Source organism: Microcoleus sp. A2-C3, from assembly GCF_036706065.1.
GTDB lineage: Bacteria > Cyanobacteriota > Cyanobacteriia > Cyanobacteriales > Microcoleaceae > Microcoleus.
Map to the genome: position 1 here is coordinate 1 of NZ_JAUBVX010000063.1, position 16,155 is coordinate 16,155.

Here is a 16,155-nt window from a genome sequence, read left to right on the forward strand (position 1 = left end):
GTGCGGCATCCGAGGCGAGATGTGGCGAGGGCGGCTTCGCAGCCTGAGTGTCCAGCACCTACTACGATGATGTCGAAGCTGTCTTGGAATTGTACTGGGGTTTGTGCGGTCATGATCTGCGTTTGAGTGGCAAGGACTCGTACTTTATTTTAGCAGTAATTTGGATAAGTAGGTAAGCGTAAAAAGAGCATAATATTTGGCAAATAATTGGTGGGCGGGCGAGAATTATACCCATAATAAATAAATAAGAAAAATCATTTTTTTGTGGAACGGGCATCTTGCCTGTTCCGAGGCTGGCTGATAGCCCATCCCTATCTTCACGGCAGTCACGAGTGGTGTATTCAGAATAACACTTGCGGAGGCAGGGTATATTGAGTCATAAGCAAATGGACATCATACACTCAAGAAACACACTCTCGCCAATACACGCGGGGGTTATTGTCTCCAGTCGGCGCATCACTATTAAAAGAAATATCATTCATTGTACTCCCATTCTGTGGTATCTGGGTGCGATCGCCCGATCGTCCTGCACGCGCGATCGCCCCAGTTACACTCTGTACTCCCATTTAACACCAATTCCCACAACCAATGCCACCATAGGAGAGATTCCCAACCGCGATCGCATTAATTGCCGAGTTAATCTCAAAGATAAAATCTCCAACCTAAAATCGATCGACTCGCTCTACTTTATTAATAGCACCTAAATAATGTATGATTGTCACCAAACCTTAAGCAACAAAAATTTCCGTGTTAGAAGCCTTCGTATTTGCCACAATATTGTGCGGTTTTTTTGGTATCATCCTTAAAAAGAACCTGGTGATGAAGATCGTCTCTATGGACGTGATGAGCACCGGTGTAATTGCCTATTATGTCGTGATTGCATCCCTAAATGGCTTGTTCACGCCAATTATGGGAGAAGTCAAAAATAGAGCTTTCGCCGATCCCGTTCCCCAGGGGATCATCTTAACTGCGATCGTCATCGGCTTTTCGATTCAAGCCCTGATGCTGGTGGGTGTGATGAAGCTAGCACGAGATAACCCCACATTGGAAACCAGCGAGATCGAGAAAAATAACACGCCGTAAACCCATCCATGAATATTATTACGATCGCTTGGCTGACCATACCATTTTTTATCGGATTCGTCATTTATTTACTCCCCAAGCTTGACAAATATCTCGCCTTAGCAGTCACCTTTGTTTCGGCCGGCTATGCGCTACAACTATTTCTCGAAAAGTCACCGGTTAAACTACAGTTACTAGATAATTTCGGCGTTCAAGTAGTCGCAGATCATTTAGGCGCATACTTTATATTGACAAATGCCATAGTAACTGCTGCCGTGATTTTTTACTGTTGGGACAGTGGTAAATCAGCCTTTTTTTACTCCCAGATGATTATTCTGCATGGTAGTATAAATGCTACCTTTATCTGTGTAGATTTTGTCAGTTTATATGTCGCCCTAGAAGTCAGCGGAATAGCAGCTTTTCTGTTAATTGCCTATCCTCGCACCGATCGCTCTTTATGGGTAGCCTTGCGCTATCTATTTATCAGCAACACCGCCATGCTATTTTATCTAGTAGGCGCAGTGCTAGTCTATCAAAAACATAATTCCTTTTTGTTTGATGGCTTAAAAGGTGCGCCACCAGAAGCCTTAGCCCTGATTTTTCTGGGATTATTGCTCAAAGGGGGGATTTTTGTATCGGGATTGTGGCTGCCGCTAACTCACTCAGAATCAGAAACCCCAGTATCTGCTTTACTCTCAGGAATTGTCATCAAAGCCAGTATTTTACCTCTCTTGCGCTGTGCTTTAATTTCCGACGATATTGGTAATATCGTCAAAATATTTGGCGTAGCAACAGCCTTGATGGGGGGATTTTATGCCGTCTTTGAAAAAGACACCAAACGGATGTTAGCCTTCAGCACAATTGGCCAGTTAGGCTTTATTTTAGCAGCACCAGAAGTCGGTGGATTTTATGCGCTGACTCACGGTTTAGTGAAATCCAATCTATTTTTAATTGCAGGTTCATTACCAAGTAGAAACTTCAAAGAACTACAATCTAAACCGATTGATCCAAACCTTTGGATTGCCCTAGTTATCGCCAGTCTATCGATTTCCGGCTTTCCTTTGTTGGCAGGATTTGGGTCTAAAGTGTTGACATTAACAAGTGTAGCACCTTGGCAGGTAATCCCTATGAATATCGCCGCCGCAGGCACAGCCATAGCCTTCGCCAAATTCATCTTTATCCCGCGCGGAGAAAAACAGGAAGTCAAGTCCGGTTTGTGGCCTGCCGTCATCCTCTTAATTAGCGGGCTAATTATCGCAAATGTAGTATACTTAGATGCTTATACCATTGAAAGCATCATCAAAGCACTTATCACGATCGCGATAGGGTGGCTGATTTATGTTTTAATTATTAAACGGTTAGCGATCGCTCTGCCGCGTGTACCTGAGCAATTCGATCATCTGGTAGGTGTGATGACTCTAACTTTGATCGTACTTTTTTGGATGGCATTAGCGACAGGAACCCACAGTTAAATCGAAATTGCGATCACTAACAGTAAGGGTATGTAAGAAACATCTGTTCAGTTGACAGTTGACAGTTGACAGTTGACAAAAGAAGGAAGAGGATTGGAGTAATGAATTGTCTGATTTTATTTGCTCCCTAAAAGAGAGAGGCTTTAAACCAATTCTTTCTGGTAAAACTAGAAACTATCTTGTAATTGTCTCCGTTTATCTGCCTGATATCTGCGGTTGTTGCAGCAATGAAATATTTATGCAAGAAGTTTAAAAAAGAAAAAAGATGATTGGAAGTTTGATATTACGATTGACAATTTGGTTTTTGTTGACAGCCGATTTCACTGTGCCAAATATCATCATTGGTATAGCGATCGCATTTCTCCTCCCCCGCGGCTATACATCCCCGGAACGGATAAAGGATTGGCTAAGTATGCTCAAAAAAATCCTGATTGCGATTCCAGTAGCATACATTGAGGCTTTTGAAATTATCATTCGTCCCCATAACGGAGAAGACATGATTTTGGAACGGGCAAAAATGAAACGATCGCCGATCATGATATTTCTGGATGTATTTCTAATCACCTTTACACCCAAAACAATTGTGGTGAAATACAACGAAGAAGGCTGCTACGAAGTTCACCGGATTTTCCCGATTAAAAAATCATGAATTGGCTCTTAATTGCGATGATTGCAGCGATGCTAATCCCCATGTACGAGGCATTGACGGATGATGATGTTTGGCAGAAAATGTTGGCATTGGCCAGTATTTCCACAAAGGCAGGAATTATGACTTTGTTCATATCTGTCTTGCGCGATGATTGGATGATTGGCGCTGTGGGGGCGATTATCCTCACCGTAGGAAATGCGGGATTAATGCTGTTGGCACATATCATAAAACGACTGGACGACCTATGATTATTGATGTTTTGAGTTATTTCTTGATGGTTGTAGGAGTATTCTTCTGGTTTTGGGGAACTTCTCACCTACTCGGCAAGCGATCGGTATTATTTAAGTTACACAGTCTTTCGGTTGCGGATACCTTGGGTTCCATGCTAATAGTGATCGGGCTGCTGATCAAAATACCTAGTAGATGGCCGCTGCTAACTTTAGCAATCATTTCCTTAGCAATTTGGAATACAATGCTGGGATATGTGTTTGCACACTGTTCGAGTGAAGAGGCAGAAAATCAGACGGAGTTTCCAACAGAGACATTATGAATGATGATAGCTATATCTATATCTTGACTGCGCTGTTGCCCTTGGCTGCTTGTATGGTAGTAGTTCAGGTGAATCCCTACCATGCCCTAGTCATTCGCGGCATATTAGGTGCGATCGCAGCATTGGTATATTCAGTGTTTGGGGCGGCGGATGTGGCCTTGACGGAAGCATTGATGGGTACAATGCTGGCAATAACCCTGTATGCGGTGGCAGTGCGATCGTCCTTGGTGATGCGTTTGGGCGTGTTGGAAGAGGAGAAAGTCGAGTCGGAGGGTGATGTTTTAAAGGTAGAGTTGACGGTAGAGAGTCCCCGCGATTTTAACTCATTGATGAATGATTTTCGCAGAATTTTTAACAAGTATTATCTCCGTATTGAGGTAGTACCTTTCACAACTCCCCAGGCTTTACACCGCGCCTTGATGGAGAAAGAAATTCATGCAAGTTGTGTGCCTGTGCTAGATAGTGATGCAGCAGGTAATGCAGAAACAAAACATTATCAAACTGTGACTAGAATCCAACGGCTATATGACATCATGCAGCCTGAAATTTCATCAATAAATACCAGTCTAGATTATAAAATTGCTTCAGGTTCAGGGGAGGATTATCAATGAAATGGGTTTACATTGCAGCGGGGATATTGCTTTACATTAAAATGCTGTTGTTTGCGAATCCTGCGTCAGGTTTATCAGGTTTGGCAATAGTAGAATTGATTGTCAAAGATAGTGGGATTCCAAATGCAGTATCGGCGATTATTTTCCGAAATCGCCTGTATGACACGATTTTTGAAGTGGTGGTATTTACGATCGCCATTATGGGCGCTAATTTTCTGTTAGCCACGGAAAGACCATCCTGCACAATTTATCAGTTTACGGATCAACCTTCAATTGTTTTAGCTCGTTTAGGAGCAACTATTGCGGCTTTGGTGAGTATTGAATTGTCACTGCGGGGACATTTGACTCCGGGAGGCGGTTTTGCGGCGGGTGTTGCGGGGGGAACTGCGATCGGTTTGGTGGCGATTACTTCGTCATCCGAGTGGATGCAGCGGATTTATGAGCGATCGCACGCGGCGATATGGGAGAAGATTTCGGTACTGGTTTTTGTGGTGTTGTCGGCGATTACTTTGTCTGGCTACGAGTTGCCGCACGGAGAGTTTGGGGCATTAGTTAGCGGTGGTGTAGTGCCTTTGCTGAATATTTTAGTGGCGATAAAGGTTGCTTTGGGTTCGTGGGCTGTGGTGTTGATTTTTATTCGCTATCGCGGGTTGTTGTGATGGATTTTAGGATGTTTTTAGGGGAAACAGTGGTTCTATTTTTGGACTGCTGTTGTTATGGCGATCGCCTTTTCCAAAGACTAAGCTACTGTTAGAAGATAGCGGTTGTGCGATCGATTTGTGTAGATCAATATCGGCTGAGACTTACACTAGCCATTTTTCAAATATTTACCCAAAAACTCTAACAGGTTCACCATTTCCTCTGCTGTTTTATTAGCAGTTAGTTCCAGAATAGCTCGAACTTGCTCACCGACGGAATAGTCTTGTGACAGCAGCGCAATGCCAGCATGAGATTCTTCTCTCGCAAGGAATTCACTATGTAACTGGCAAAAGTCTCCGATATTGTGACTGTACAAGACTCTACTTTGAGTTGCAGCTAACCGAAGTTGTTCTTCGTCTATTACCCCTTCTGTTTGAGTTTCGTTGACGGTTGTGACATCAACTTGACGTGCTCGCAATGCCCGTAGTAGGGACTGATCTTGGGAGTCTTCATCTAAGTAAAGCCTAATTTCAGTCATGCTTTTTGATTCGACTTGCTGTGCAGATATTCTAAACGCTTAGCCTCTGATTCTTGATGGAGCAAATCGGTCTCTATTTCTGCGGTATTGGCATGGTAGTATGTGAGTGCGGCGTAGACTTCGGCGAGGGTGAGATGTCCGATACGATCGCAAATTTCTTCAGCGTTAAGCCCGCGTTTGTACCAAGTTACAATTCGCCGAACCGTGACACCTTTGCCGACGATGTGAGGACATCCACCGTGCAGTCCGGGGGTGCGTGCGATCAGTGTACCAATGTCGATCGAGACTGCTGTTGTCATGACGCTCTAATTTTGAAAATACGGAGCTACTGCTACAGGATAACACGTGGGCGATCAATCATAGCTATTTTTGGTGCGAGCGCCCAGGTTAAAATAAAAGAGCAATGAACGAGGTCAAAACGATGATAGTCCGACAACCTCGCTACAACAAAGAGGAATTTGCGTGCACCGGGCGATGAGATATTATGAATCTCAAGTCCGACCTCAAGTCGAGACAGGCGATCGTGGTAAGATTGTGGCGATCGACATTGAGACAGGAGCTTTTGGAGTTGATGCAAGTCAAATCACTGCTTGCGATCGCCTCAAAGCCCTTAACAGTTGACAGTTGACAGTTGACAGATGAGTGCGAAGTTTTTAGGCAGGGAATTTAAGCCCCAGCCTAAAAACAATCTACCTAAAGGTGAGGGCTTAAATCCCCTGTGATGCAGGTTATCCAAATGCTCAAATCTAGATTTTCTCCCCATGTCCGTCGATTTGGCGGACGCACTCGGAAGACTACATGATTACTCGATGATTATACTCCCGATTCTGTTGTATCTGGGTGCGATCGCCCTTTACCCAATCTCTCCACATCTGCCACCCACAGCGACAGCGCCTGAGCCACTTGCTCCACCGTTAAACCCATTGCCAGAAGTTGGAGTAAATATTAAATTATCTGGCAATTCCAACAGCCGAACAGTCTGCCCATCCACCTCAATTAAATTATCAAAATGGGTGAAATGTTGAGTCAAGATAATCATCACAGGCGTAGTATCGCGAGCAGCAAGCCAGTCTAAAAAGCCGTCTCTTTCGCGGTGAGGTGGGTGGAACAATCGCGAAACTTAATATTTCCAAGTGTTTCAAACCTTTTAAAAGCAGGGAAGTACCTAGACTATTCTGCTGCCTGTCTCAGCCATATTAATTTGGAAAAAATGCCTGCCGCGTATATAGCGGTTCTCATAAAGATGAGGTATGCCAAATTCTGGATCGCCAGGGAGAACCACAGTACCGAGCATCTTTACATAAAAGAAACCTCGGAAAGCTTAGAGGAACTATCGATTACCTTTTTCGTAATTACCTTTTTTTCCATTACCAATTAGCAATTACCAGACATACCTCATCTTTTTGATCAAGGCTATAAATCCGGTTTTTTTTTGATTAAAATTCAGAATATCTCCCGATTAACAATCGGGAGAATATCAAAACTACTCCACAATCCAAGGAGTCAAACAAGGAGTCCAATCACTCAATTCTTCAGCTTTAAACCAGAGACTAATTTCTTGCTTCGCAGTTTCCACAGCATCAGAACCGTGAATGATATTGCGACCAACATTCACAGCCAAATCGCCGCGAATTGTCCCAGGTTCTGAATTCAGAGGATTTGTGGCGCCAATCATTTTTCTCGCCGAGGCCACAACGCCGTCGCCTTCCCACACCATCGCCACCATCGGCCCGGAAGTGATGAAGTCTACCAGTCCCGCAAAAAACGGTCTTTCTTTGTGTACGCCGTAATGCTGTTCGGCTAGTTCGCGACTCGCCGTGATTAGCTTCATCCCAACTAGCGTGAAGCCTTTGGCTTCAAAACGACCGATAATTTCGCCGACGAGTCCGCGCTGTACGCCGTCTGGCTTAATCGCTAAAAAAGTCCGTTCCAAGATTAACTCCTATTATTTTCTTAACTGAGCCAAAAGACAGAGTAACTCACAATGCACCTAAAGGCAATTATGAAAATTAGAAATTGTTATTTTACACAGAAGTGTCCGAAGAGAGGCAATATATAACTTACGCATAACTTTGATCTTGCAGCGCGTCAAACCATTTTTTGCGCAAGTCCTGATCTTGTAATTTACCAAATCTGATGCAAATCACAATTTCCTGTGACCACAAACACGCTTAGCTATGATTTAAAATACAAATATGTATGATCGTAAACACACTTATTTAATCTCAACAACATAGATAATTAACGGAGGCATCAACATTATGCTGAGAGATTATCTTGAGAGCAGCTACTTAGGCAAAAAATCTATGGAAACGATTCTAGCATTCATTGCACAAAAAAAACATGAGTTTGCAAATTTGCCGTTATTTGAATTCCTCGCCAATCAACAGATTCACCCGAATCAACGACTAATTTTTGCACCTGTACTCGATCCTTTGGCTATGGGCTTGAGCGACTTAAACAAGTACGTCCTCCGAGAATCTTCTAGCAATCACAAGGTTCAGGAACTGATTAACAAATATACTTACAAAGAAAACTACTACTGGCAGGGATATCTGCAACATCTAGAAACATTGGGCTTGAACAAATTAATGAGTTACGGCGACTTCAGGATGCTTTGGGGTGAAGAAACTCAAAAAACTCGATCGCTGTGTTCAGTTCTCGAATGTTACGCTTGGAAAGCCTCTCCCATTCAGAAACTGGTGTTAGCCGAAGCCTTGGAAGGAAGCGCCACAGTTTTTTGTGAGGCGGTGCTAGAAGTGGTAATGGAATTACAGCAAATTACGAAAAAAGAATATATTTATTTGGGAGGAGGTTATGTAAATTTGGAAAATCATCACATTTTAAATACACCGGAGATGCTGCAACTTTTAGCAGAAATAGAACTTACTGATTCCGAACGCCAAGCAGCTTTAGAATTAGCACAAAATGTATTTGAACTGTTTACAGAAGCGATGAATGAGTTGTTCGGACACAGCACCACAAATTCTTGCAATACTATGCTGCAAGTATCGTCAATTTCTGCGATCGATCGCGCTTTTGACTGTTTGGATGTTTGTTAAGCTATTCTGTATTTATATTTTGGGCTATAAGCACACCCCACAAAAGTTTGAATAAGCAGAATTGTACATTATAATGTATAACGGCTTAATGATTAAACAATCACTAAATTATCTCGATGTACCGCCGTTTCTACGCCGGCATAGCCTAAGATTTCAGCAATTTTATCGGATTTACAGCCCTGGATTTGTCTCAATTCTAAGCTGCTATAATTCACAAGTCCTCTAGCAATTTGCTTGCCTGATCCGTCGCACAACTGCACGGAATCATCAGCTTGAAATTCTCCTTCTACTTGAGAAATTCCCGCAGCTAACAGCGATTTTCCGCCGTGGGAAATTGCGTTGACAGCACCGGCATCTAAATACAGTTTTCCGGCTGGAATTAGCACGTTAGCTATCCAGTGTTTTCTAGCATTTACAGGGCGCGGTTGTGGCTCGAATTGAGTGCCGATGGACTCTCCGTTAAGTATTTTCTCGATATTACCAGGAAAGCAGCCGTTAGTGATGACTGTCCGCACTCCCGATGCTGTGGCTATTCTCGCTGCTTCAATTTTTGTTACCATTCCGCCGGTTCCCCAACCGCTGCGGGAATCTCCTGTTTGCACGTCTAATTCTGTGAGTTGTGCCATACTTTCTACTAGGGCGATCGGCTGCGCGTCGGGATTGCTGCGCGGATCGGCGGAATACAGCCGATCGACATCCGTGAGCAAAAACAACCAATCTGCTTCTACCAAACTCCCTACTAGCGCCGAAAGCGTGTCGTTATCGCCAAATTTGAGCTCGTCTACCGCTACAGTATCGTTCTCATTGACGATCGGAATTACGCCCAACCTGAGCAGTTGTTGAAAGGTATTGTAAGCGTTAACATACCCGTTGCGCTGCACTAAATCGCCCCTGGTGAGCAATACTTGGGCGATCGGCTGTTGTAGAGTAGTGAACAAGTCATCATACACGCGCATCAGCCGCCCTTGCCCCACGGCGGCCACAGCCTGCTTCAGAGCGATATTTCGCGGGCGTTCCGTCAAGCCCAAGCGCGCGCAGCCCACCCCCACCGCACCCGAAGAAACCAAGACTACTCGATGTCCTTGCTGCCGCAAATCGGCTAAGATTTCGACTAATGCAGCAATAGTTGAGAGAGCTAAGTTCCCGGTAGTCGATCGAGTCAGCGTCGAAGTTCCTATTTTAACGACAATAGTTTGAGTCATCAGTCATCAGTCATTAGTCATCGGTCATTAGTTATATTATCTCCGATCGCACACCCGCCATCAAATTTGTTTGTAATGAAGAATGGAAGTCTTCATAGAAAGCATCTCAGTTTTACAGTTGTAGTGCTGTTCCCCAAGAGCGATTGTTGCATAGTTCGCTCTTGGGGGACAGCAGGGTAAGAGCATCTAATTTAGTATAAATTCTACTTAAAAAATTACTTTAATCATGGTATAACGGTTCTCAAAAAAGTGAGGAGAGCCTCATGCCATATCCCCTATGCCGGAAGCGTACCACATCTTTCTGAGAAAAGCTATATTTCGTACTTGAGTCCAAATCTCAAATCTCAAATAAAATGACGCCCGTTAAAGTTTCCGGGTAGTACAAAAGCACTTTACAGGAAACCCACGGGCGTCAAATTTAAGCAACCGTGAATCTTAGAACAGACCCAGGGTGAAAGATTTGTCGATCGGGAAAACAGCACCAATACCCAACCACAGAGTTATGGCAGTTCCCAACAGGAAGACTGTAGTAGCAACAGGGCGGCGGAACGGATTTTGGAACTTGTTAACATTCTCGATGAACGGAATCAAAATCAAGCCCAGAGGAACACCAGCCATGCAAGCAATTCCCAACAATTTGTTAGGCAAAACGCGCAGGAGTTGGAACACAGGCCACAAATACCATTCGGGCAGAATTTCCAGCGGTGTAGCAAAAGGATTGGCAGGTTCGCCAATCATAGCCGGGTCTAGTACAGCCAAGCCGACGCACAGAGAAATCGTTCCCATGATCACAATTGGGAAAACGTAGAGCAAGTCATTAGGCCAAGCTGGTTCGCCATAGTAGTTGTGACCCATGCCCTTAGCGAGCTTAGCGCGTAGCTCTGGATCGCTCAAATCTGGTTTTTTGAGAATAGACATAGTAACAGTGTTCTCCTTTTAGTTTTACTTGGGCTTGGCATTCCGCTGTATTCGTTAGTCGGAATCAGCGGCGCGATCGCAGGAAGTATTGACCGTAATAAATATCATGAGAGATGAATTCTGAATTTTCAACCCAAAATTCAGCAGGGGGGCAAAAAAAATACCGCCCCAGCAACTCAAAATTTACAATGGGCCAGAGATGCCTTGCTTGCGAATCATCAAGAAGTGAGCCAGCATGAAGACGATAATCAGCCAAGGCAAGACAAAAGTGTGCAAGCTGTAGTAACGAGTCAAAGTACCTTGACCGACGCTGACACCGCCGCGCAGCAGTTCAACCAACAAAGAGCCGACAAACGGGATGGCTTCGGGTACACCGGAAACGATTTTAACTGCCCAGTAACCGATTTGATCCCAAGGCAAAGAGTAGCCGGTTACACCGAAAGAAACGGTGAGGACTGCCAAGATGACTCCTGTCACCCAGGTTAATTCGCGGGGCTTTTTGAAGCCGCCGGTCAAATAAACCCGGAAGGTGTGCAGAATCATCATCAGTACCATCATGCTGGCAGACCAGCGGTGGATGGAGCGGATCAGCCAGCCGAAGTTAACTTCATTCATCAGGTATTGCACTGAAGAAAAAGCTTCTGCTACCGTGGGACGGTAATAGAAAGTCATGGCGAAGCCGGTGGCAAACTGGATCAGAAAACAAACTAGAGTAATGCCACCCAAGCAATAGAAGATGTTGACGTGGGGAGGTACATACTTTGTAGTGATATCGTCTGCGAGCGCCTGAATTTCCAGGCGTTCATCAAACCACTGGTAGGTTTTTGATTCGGTGATTTGTTTAGAAAACATGGAGCCAGAATTCCTAAAAGAATATTGCTGTGGTTGAGGTTCAGGGCAGCCGCCACAAGGTTTTTTTTGTCGCCCCGCGCCGAGCAGTTGGCTTTTACTAGCAAATGCCTGAGGCTATTTTTAAATTTGGAGCTGACGAAAGGAACTCTATTGTGCGATCGCCCGCAAGTGCTTGGAAACTAAGCGGTCGCTTGTCCCTACTCGCTGGCGTTGCGCGATCGAATTCCAGACTATGATAAAAAATGTAACATAATTGCTGTGCAGATTTCACGGAGCGATGCTTTTTCCGAGCCTCAAATACCATTTTCTGCAAGCTCAACATCCGCCCCAAGCTGGCATAGAGCCAAAAGCCAAGCTACAGACCAAAGTCTGAGCCACCCAGCGAGTCACAGCGTTAGATTAATATTAATGATAAAACTTCATTGATTTTGAGATTAAATGTTACATTTAAATAATTTTTTGTTCGCGGCGGACATTTGACGCGAACGTTTGACAAATCCTGAATGTCTCCGGGAGATTTGACTGCGCAAAAGCTGAAAAGCCTACAAACTGAAAATACAGGAAATGCAATACTTGCCTATCTTTTACAGAAAAATCATGCACAGACGAGTTTTCCAAACTGCAATTGTACTGTTACTCCAAGTCGCCCTGGTTCTCGGCGCGTGGGCTGGGCCTGCGGCGGCGCTAACTCCAGAACAGCAGCTTTTGAGCGAAGCTTGGCGCATTGTCAATCGTTCTTATGTGGATGACAGCTTCAACTCGAAAAACTGGTGGTCGATTCGCGAAAAAGCCGTTAAGGCACCGCTGAACGACAGACAGCAGACTTACACGGCGATTCAGGGGATGCTGGCGAATCTGGACGACCCCTTCACTCGACTGCTGAAACCTGAACAGTACCGCAGTTTGCAGGTCAACACTTCGGGAGAATTGACGGGAGTTGGGCTGCAAATTGCGATCGACCCCCAGACAAATACGCTGACAGTGGTGGCTCCTTTAGCTGGTTCACCGGCGGATCAAGCCGGCATCCAACCGCTCGATCGCATTTTGAAAATTGACGGCACTGCTACCTCAGAATTGAGCCTAGACGAAGCCGCCACTCGAATGCGCGGCCGCATCGGCACTCCTGTAACTTTGACCTTGGGACGCGAAGGAAGGGACGTTCCAGAGGATGTTAAGTTAGTGCGCGATCGGATTGAACTCCACCCGGTTTATGCCGAATTGCAGTCTGGGCCGGACAATTTACCGCTGGGCTATATTCGCTTGAGCCAATTCAGCGCTAACGCCACGGAAGAAGTCGCCCACGCGATCGACCATTTGGAAAAACAAGGCGCCGCCGCTTACATTCTCGACCTGCGGAACAACCCAGGCGGGCTATTGCAAGCGGGGATTGAAATTGCGCGCTTGTGGCTCGATTCCGGGACGATCGTCTACACGGTCAACAGACAAGGCATTCTCGGCAGTTTTGAGGCTTCGGGACAAGCTTTGACTGGCGATCCGCTAATTGTTTTGGTGAACAAGGGAACAGCCAGTGCTAGCGAAATTTTGGCTGGTGCGCTACAAGATAACGGCAGAGCTCAACTGGTGGGCGAAAAGACTTTCGGCAAAGGACTGATTCAGTCGCTGTTTGATTTGTCTGACGGTTCCGGGTTGGCTGTGACTGTGGCTAAGTACGAGACGCCGAACCACACGGATATTAACAAATTGGGGATTGCGCCCGATCGCGTAGTGCCTTTAGAGTCGATTGCGCGCGATCGAATTGGCACTGAAGAAGACTTACAATATCAAGCTGCACTGCAACTGCTGAAAGAAAAAACCGTGATGGCAAAGACGGCGGAAACCGCGCCTACACAAACAATGTCCGCCTCCGCCGACGGAAGAGAATAAGGTAATTTCAACCGTCCTTTCTTCAACCCGCGGAGGCGGGTTTTGTTTGTATAGGCGCGAATTCCATTCGCCCGCTCTTATTTGTGCGCTCTTCTTTCTTCTGTGTGCGCGGTACACATCCTACAACAATCTTCAGATTAAGGTTGCTATCCCACGATTAAGGCTGCGGGGTGGATTCCTCGGCATCGGGTGCTTGGGGTTCCTGCAAAATCACTGGACGTTGCTGGGGATCAACTCGATTGCTTTGCTCTTGCATGACACTTTTAGCTTGACTGGGGTCAAAATAGCGGTTAAAGTCCGATCGCGACTTCTCTACTCGCTCGCTCGTAAGATTGACTTCAGCTTGGATTTCGTGCAATTTTTCTTGCACAGCCCGGTAGTGAGGCCAAAGCTGAATCAAAGCAGAAGTCGCACAGACTGAAAGTACCATGTTGACTGCTAACTTGACTCCTGTTTCGGCGGCGAGCGCTTGGTGAGGGTAGGAACGCTGGCGGCTGCTACGACGAGGAGTAGCCCGAGGGGGGTTTTTTACAGGACGGAGTGGAGTAACGGTGGGTTGAATCGCTTGCATAATCTTTTTTCAAATACCTGAGACTGACGTTTTTGAGCTGAAAACCGAAAATTCTGAGTTTAACGCACACTCGCCCCTGTTTGTCAGGGTGCTGACAGCCAAAATTTTTGAGACTGGGTGACGCCTGAAGACGGAATTTTCCAATAAAAATGCCTGCCCTTGCAGTCTCATCTTGCTGACCACAAACAATCTACTCCACGGTGGCAGCAGTTGTCTGTAATTTCGAGATTTAACTGCTTGTGCAGGCGTTTTGCGGTTCGCTACTGGTGTCTCGAAACTACTTGTACAGTTCAGTTGACAGCCGGAAAGCCAAGATTCCGGGAATCAAAGCAATTACGAGCGCTACGTAGACTTGGGTATCTGTTAAAGACATATTCGGAAAACTCCTTTTCGCGGGCACGAGCTTTCACCAATTTGAGACAAATTGGCACTTTTGGGAATGGTTTGTTACAACTTGCAATATATTTGGTGCGTCGGGGAGTGGGGGATTGGGAGAGTGGGAGAGTGGGGGAGTGCAGGAGTGGGAGAGTGGGAAAAGTCTTCACGCTTGACTTCTAGGCTCAACATCGATCGCGTAAATCCGTTAAATCCGTTAAATCCCTTAAATCCGTTAGATAATTCATTGCCGAACTTCCTTGAGAGCGATCGCCCGCGACAAAGTTACCGCACTAGGTTAAGATAAGTGAAGGTGACACTCATTTTAGACAGAGCCGGTAATTTGCGCTGAGCTCGACCCTTGCAAATCGTTAGGTGCACAAAATACTAAATGCTAGAGCAATTTCTCGACGGTTCGCCCAATTTGGGAGTTGACACATTTTTATTATTGTTGGTTTTGGTAGCCTTGGAGGCGGTACTTTCGGCTGACAACGCGATCGCCCTGGCATCTATTTCCAAAGGTTTGGAAAATGAAAAGCTACAGCAACAAGCTCTCAACCTCGGTTTAATAATTGCTTTTGTACTGCGAATCGCACTAATTTTAACAGCGACTTGGGTAATCAAATACTGGCAGTTTGAACTGCTGGGGGCGCTGTACCTGCTGTGGCTAGTTTTCCAGCACTTTGCCTCAGATGCTGACTCCGATGGAGAACATCACGGCCCCAGATTTTCGTCTCTGTGGAAAGCAATTCCAGTGATTGCTTTGACGGATTTAGCATTTTCTTTGGATAGCGTTACAACTGCGATCGCAATTTCTAACGAAATCTGGCTGGTGGTTACTGGAGCCACAATTGGAATTATCGCCCTGCGATTTATGGCGGAATTATTCATCCGCTGGTTAGACGAGTTCGTACACCTTGAAGATGCTGGCTACATTACAGTTGGCTTCGTGGGAATGCGATTGTTGGTAAGAGTAATTAATGAAAATTTAGTACCTCCGCAGTGGCTGCTAATTTCCTCTATCGCCTTGATGTTTGTTTGGGGCTTTTCTAAACGCACTCCTGAGCATATTGAGATTGTAGAATCTCTTACAGAATCTGCGGAAGTTGCTGTCAATCTGCCGGATGTAGAAGTTGCTGTGCCGGAATCGCAACCACAGAAGTCTGAAATTTAACATATTTTCATCTCTATCCAAGTCGCTTAAATCTGTCAACCTAAAAAGACTGAAGGCAGATTAAATATGCAACAGCCTCACATCCCCGGACAAAAGTCACGGGGTTTTTAGGCTTTTATGCTGTAACACCACGACTTGAAATGTTTCATGTTGAAGCTGAGAGGTTGGCGAAGCGTGAAACATCGACCGGTTATGTCAAATCTCGATCGAATCTCTTAAACACAGTGCTCTGAAAATCAAGTTTTCCTGGAGCGGCACCCGGCACAATACTATAAGAAAGTGTACCTCGATCGCCCTGGGCTAGCATAGCATAATCGTGAGGCTCTAAACAAATCTCTGCTCGGCTGCGATCGGAAAATTCAAAAGTTACATAATATATTGTTCCGAATAACCAACCAGGTAAGAGATGTTGACGCTTGGTAACGACACGAGCTTCTCTAGAAAAACTTGGCAAGGAAGCCTTTACTTTAGCAGACCATGCAGCAAACCATTTAACAAACCAGATAATAAATAGAATGAGCGCTATTACAGGAAGGAAGACCATCAAGAATTCCATAACTTAGATTCCCTATCAATTGATGTGCAGTCGAATTTGA

At 45.2% G+C, this 16,155-nt stretch carries 24 protein-coding genes; 13 read left to right on the forward strand and 11 right to left on the reverse strand.

The annotated features are described in order from the left end of the window. Nucleotides 1-113: FAD-dependent oxidoreductase (locus QUB66_RS25360; protein ID WP_332970138.1), on the reverse strand; the 113-nt coding region annotated here is incomplete at its 3' end. A 273-nt stretch (nucleotides 114-386) separates the two neighbouring features. On the opposite strand from QUB66_RS25360, the gene QUB66_RS25365 reads away from it, so the two are divergent. From QUB66_RS25365 to QUB66_RS25400, 8 genes are all read left to right on the forward strand, one after another. After that, nucleotides 387-704: a hypothetical protein gene (locus QUB66_RS25365; protein WP_265235987.1), complete on the forward strand. Its 318-nt coding sequence runs from the start codon at nucleotides 387-389 to the stop codon at nucleotides 702-704. Nucleotides 705-747: 43 nt separating this feature from the next. Continuing rightward, nucleotides 748-1,083 (forward strand): NADH-quinone oxidoreductase subunit K, encoded by a 336-nt coding sequence (locus QUB66_RS25370; RefSeq protein WP_265235986.1) that lies wholly within the window; start codon nucleotides 748-750, stop codon nucleotides 1,081-1,083. An 8-nt stretch (nucleotides 1,084-1,091) separates the two neighbouring features. After that, complete coding sequence (locus QUB66_RS25375) at nucleotides 1,092-2,534, forward strand: cation:proton antiporter (protein ID WP_265235984.1); 1,443 nt, start codon at nucleotides 1,092-1,094, stop codon at nucleotides 2,532-2,534. A 265-nt stretch (nucleotides 2,535-2,799) separates the two neighbouring features. After that, a complete protein-coding gene (locus tag QUB66_RS25380) occupies nucleotides 2,800-3,183 on the forward strand; it encodes a Na+/H+ antiporter subunit E (RefSeq protein ID WP_332970123.1) in 384 nt (127 codons plus the stop codon). Next, nucleotides 3,180-3,431, forward strand: coding sequence for a hypothetical protein (locus tag QUB66_RS25385; RefSeq protein WP_265235980.1), 252 nt, complete (start codon nucleotides 3,180-3,182; stop codon nucleotides 3,429-3,431). The genes QUB66_RS25380 and QUB66_RS25385 overlap by 4 nt, the downstream gene beginning before the upstream one ends. Continuing rightward, on the forward strand, nucleotides 3,428-3,733 hold the full coding sequence (locus QUB66_RS25390; RefSeq protein ID WP_442923327.1) for a monovalent cation/H(+) antiporter subunit G: 306 nt from the start codon (nucleotides 3,428-3,430) through the stop codon (nucleotides 3,731-3,733). Before QUB66_RS25385 ends, QUB66_RS25390 begins: the two co-directional genes overlap by 4 nt. Further along, on the forward strand, nucleotides 3,730-4,344 hold the full coding sequence (locus tag QUB66_RS25395) for a DUF4040 domain-containing protein (RefSeq protein WP_265235978.1): 615 nt from the start codon (nucleotides 3,730-3,732) through the stop codon (nucleotides 4,342-4,344). The genes QUB66_RS25390 and QUB66_RS25395 overlap by 4 nt, the downstream gene beginning before the upstream one ends. Then, nucleotides 4,341-5,003: a Na(+)/H(+) antiporter subunit B gene (locus QUB66_RS25400; protein WP_265235976.1), complete on the forward strand. Its 663-nt coding sequence runs from the start codon at nucleotides 4,341-4,343 to the stop codon at nucleotides 5,001-5,003. The genes QUB66_RS25395 and QUB66_RS25400 overlap by 4 nt, the downstream gene beginning before the upstream one ends. 149 nt (nucleotides 5,004-5,152) lie before the next feature. Here the strand turns inward: QUB66_RS25400 and QUB66_RS25405 are convergent, their stop codons facing one another. Together QUB66_RS25405 and QUB66_RS25410 are read right to left on the reverse strand one after the other, a co-directional pair. Next, nucleotides 5,153-5,521, reverse strand: coding sequence for a DUF5615 family PIN-like protein (locus tag QUB66_RS25405; RefSeq protein ID WP_332970124.1), 369 nt, complete (start codon nucleotides 5,519-5,521; stop codon nucleotides 5,153-5,155). Next, nucleotides 5,518-5,820, reverse strand: a complete 303-nt coding sequence (locus QUB66_RS25410) for a DUF433 domain-containing protein (protein ID WP_265235972.1) — start codon at nucleotides 5,818-5,820, stop codon at nucleotides 5,518-5,520. The genes QUB66_RS25405 and QUB66_RS25410 overlap by 4 nt, the downstream gene beginning before the upstream one ends. A 175-nt stretch (nucleotides 5,821-5,995) precedes the next feature. Between QUB66_RS25410 and QUB66_RS25415 the strand changes: the two genes are divergently transcribed. Then, nucleotides 5,996-6,142 (forward strand): hypothetical protein, encoded by a 147-nt coding sequence (locus QUB66_RS25415; RefSeq protein ID WP_265235970.1) that lies wholly within the window; start codon nucleotides 5,996-5,998, stop codon nucleotides 6,140-6,142. A gap of 232 nt (nucleotides 6,143-6,374) precedes the next feature. Here the strand turns inward: QUB66_RS25415 and QUB66_RS25420 are convergent, their stop codons facing one another. Next, on the reverse strand, nucleotides 6,375-6,632 hold the full coding sequence (locus QUB66_RS25420; RefSeq protein WP_332970126.1) for a hypothetical protein: 258 nt from the start codon (nucleotides 6,630-6,632) through the stop codon (nucleotides 6,375-6,377). Between the two features lie 372 nt (nucleotides 6,633-7,004). Continuing rightward, a complete protein-coding gene (gene ndk, locus QUB66_RS25425) occupies nucleotides 7,005-7,454 on the reverse strand; it encodes a nucleoside-diphosphate kinase (RefSeq protein WP_265235966.1) in 450 nt (149 codons plus the stop codon). 373 nt (nucleotides 7,455-7,827) lie between these two features. Between ndk and QUB66_RS25430 the strand changes: the two genes are divergently transcribed. Next, a complete protein-coding gene (locus QUB66_RS25430) occupies nucleotides 7,828-8,583 on the forward strand; it encodes a hypothetical protein (RefSeq protein WP_332970127.1) in 756 nt (251 codons plus the stop codon). A gap of 92 nt (nucleotides 8,584-8,675) precedes the next feature. Here the strand turns inward: QUB66_RS25430 and proB are convergent, their stop codons facing one another. The 3 genes from proB to petB form a co-directional block, all read right to left on the reverse strand. After that, nucleotides 8,676-9,785: a glutamate 5-kinase gene (gene proB, locus QUB66_RS25435; RefSeq protein ID WP_265235963.1), complete on the reverse strand. Its 1,110-nt coding sequence runs from the start codon at nucleotides 9,783-9,785 to the stop codon at nucleotides 8,676-8,678. A 435-nt stretch (nucleotides 9,786-10,220) separates the two neighbouring features. Next, nucleotides 10,221-10,703: a cytochrome b6-f complex subunit IV gene (gene petD / locus QUB66_RS25440; protein WP_265235961.1), complete on the reverse strand. Its 483-nt coding sequence runs from the start codon at nucleotides 10,701-10,703 to the stop codon at nucleotides 10,221-10,223. Nucleotides 10,704-10,886: 183 nt separating this feature from the next. Then, complete coding sequence (gene petB, locus QUB66_RS25445; protein WP_265235959.1) at nucleotides 10,887-11,555, reverse strand: cytochrome b6; 669 nt, start codon at nucleotides 11,553-11,555, stop codon at nucleotides 10,887-10,889. Between the two features lie 597 nt (nucleotides 11,556-12,152). Between petB and ctpA the strand changes: the two genes are divergently transcribed. Continuing rightward, on the forward strand, nucleotides 12,153-13,439 hold the full coding sequence (gene ctpA, locus QUB66_RS25450) for a carboxyl-terminal processing protease CtpA (protein WP_265235957.1): 1,287 nt from the start codon (nucleotides 12,153-12,155) through the stop codon (nucleotides 13,437-13,439). A gap of 157 nt (nucleotides 13,440-13,596) precedes the next feature. On the opposite strand, the gene QUB66_RS25455 is transcribed toward ctpA, so the two are convergent. After that, nucleotides 13,597-14,010: a hypothetical protein gene (locus QUB66_RS25455; protein ID WP_265235955.1), complete on the reverse strand. Its 414-nt coding sequence runs from the start codon at nucleotides 14,008-14,010 to the stop codon at nucleotides 13,597-13,599. Between the two features lie 277 nt (nucleotides 14,011-14,287). Further along, nucleotides 14,288-14,383, reverse strand: a complete 96-nt coding sequence (psaM, locus tag QUB66_RS25460; RefSeq protein ID WP_015174804.1) for a photosystem I reaction center subunit XII — start codon at nucleotides 14,381-14,383, stop codon at nucleotides 14,288-14,290. Nucleotides 14,384-14,449: 66 nt separating this feature from the next. Between psaM and QUB66_RS25465 the strand changes: the two genes are divergently transcribed. After that, entirely contained in the window at nucleotides 14,450-14,692 is a 243-nt protein-coding gene (locus tag QUB66_RS25465) for a hypothetical protein (protein WP_332970128.1), read from the forward strand. An 84-nt stretch (nucleotides 14,693-14,776) separates the two neighbouring features. Further along, entirely contained in the window at nucleotides 14,777-15,559 is a 783-nt protein-coding gene (locus QUB66_RS25470; RefSeq protein ID WP_265235934.1) for a TerC family protein, read from the forward strand. A gap of 190 nt (nucleotides 15,560-15,749) precedes the next feature. On the opposite strand, the gene QUB66_RS25475 is transcribed toward QUB66_RS25470, so the two are convergent. Further along, nucleotides 15,750-16,115: a DUF2500 domain-containing protein gene (locus QUB66_RS25475; RefSeq protein ID WP_265235932.1), complete on the reverse strand. Its 366-nt coding sequence runs from the start codon at nucleotides 16,113-16,115 to the stop codon at nucleotides 15,750-15,752. Nucleotides 16,116-16,155 lie beyond the last annotated feature (40 nt).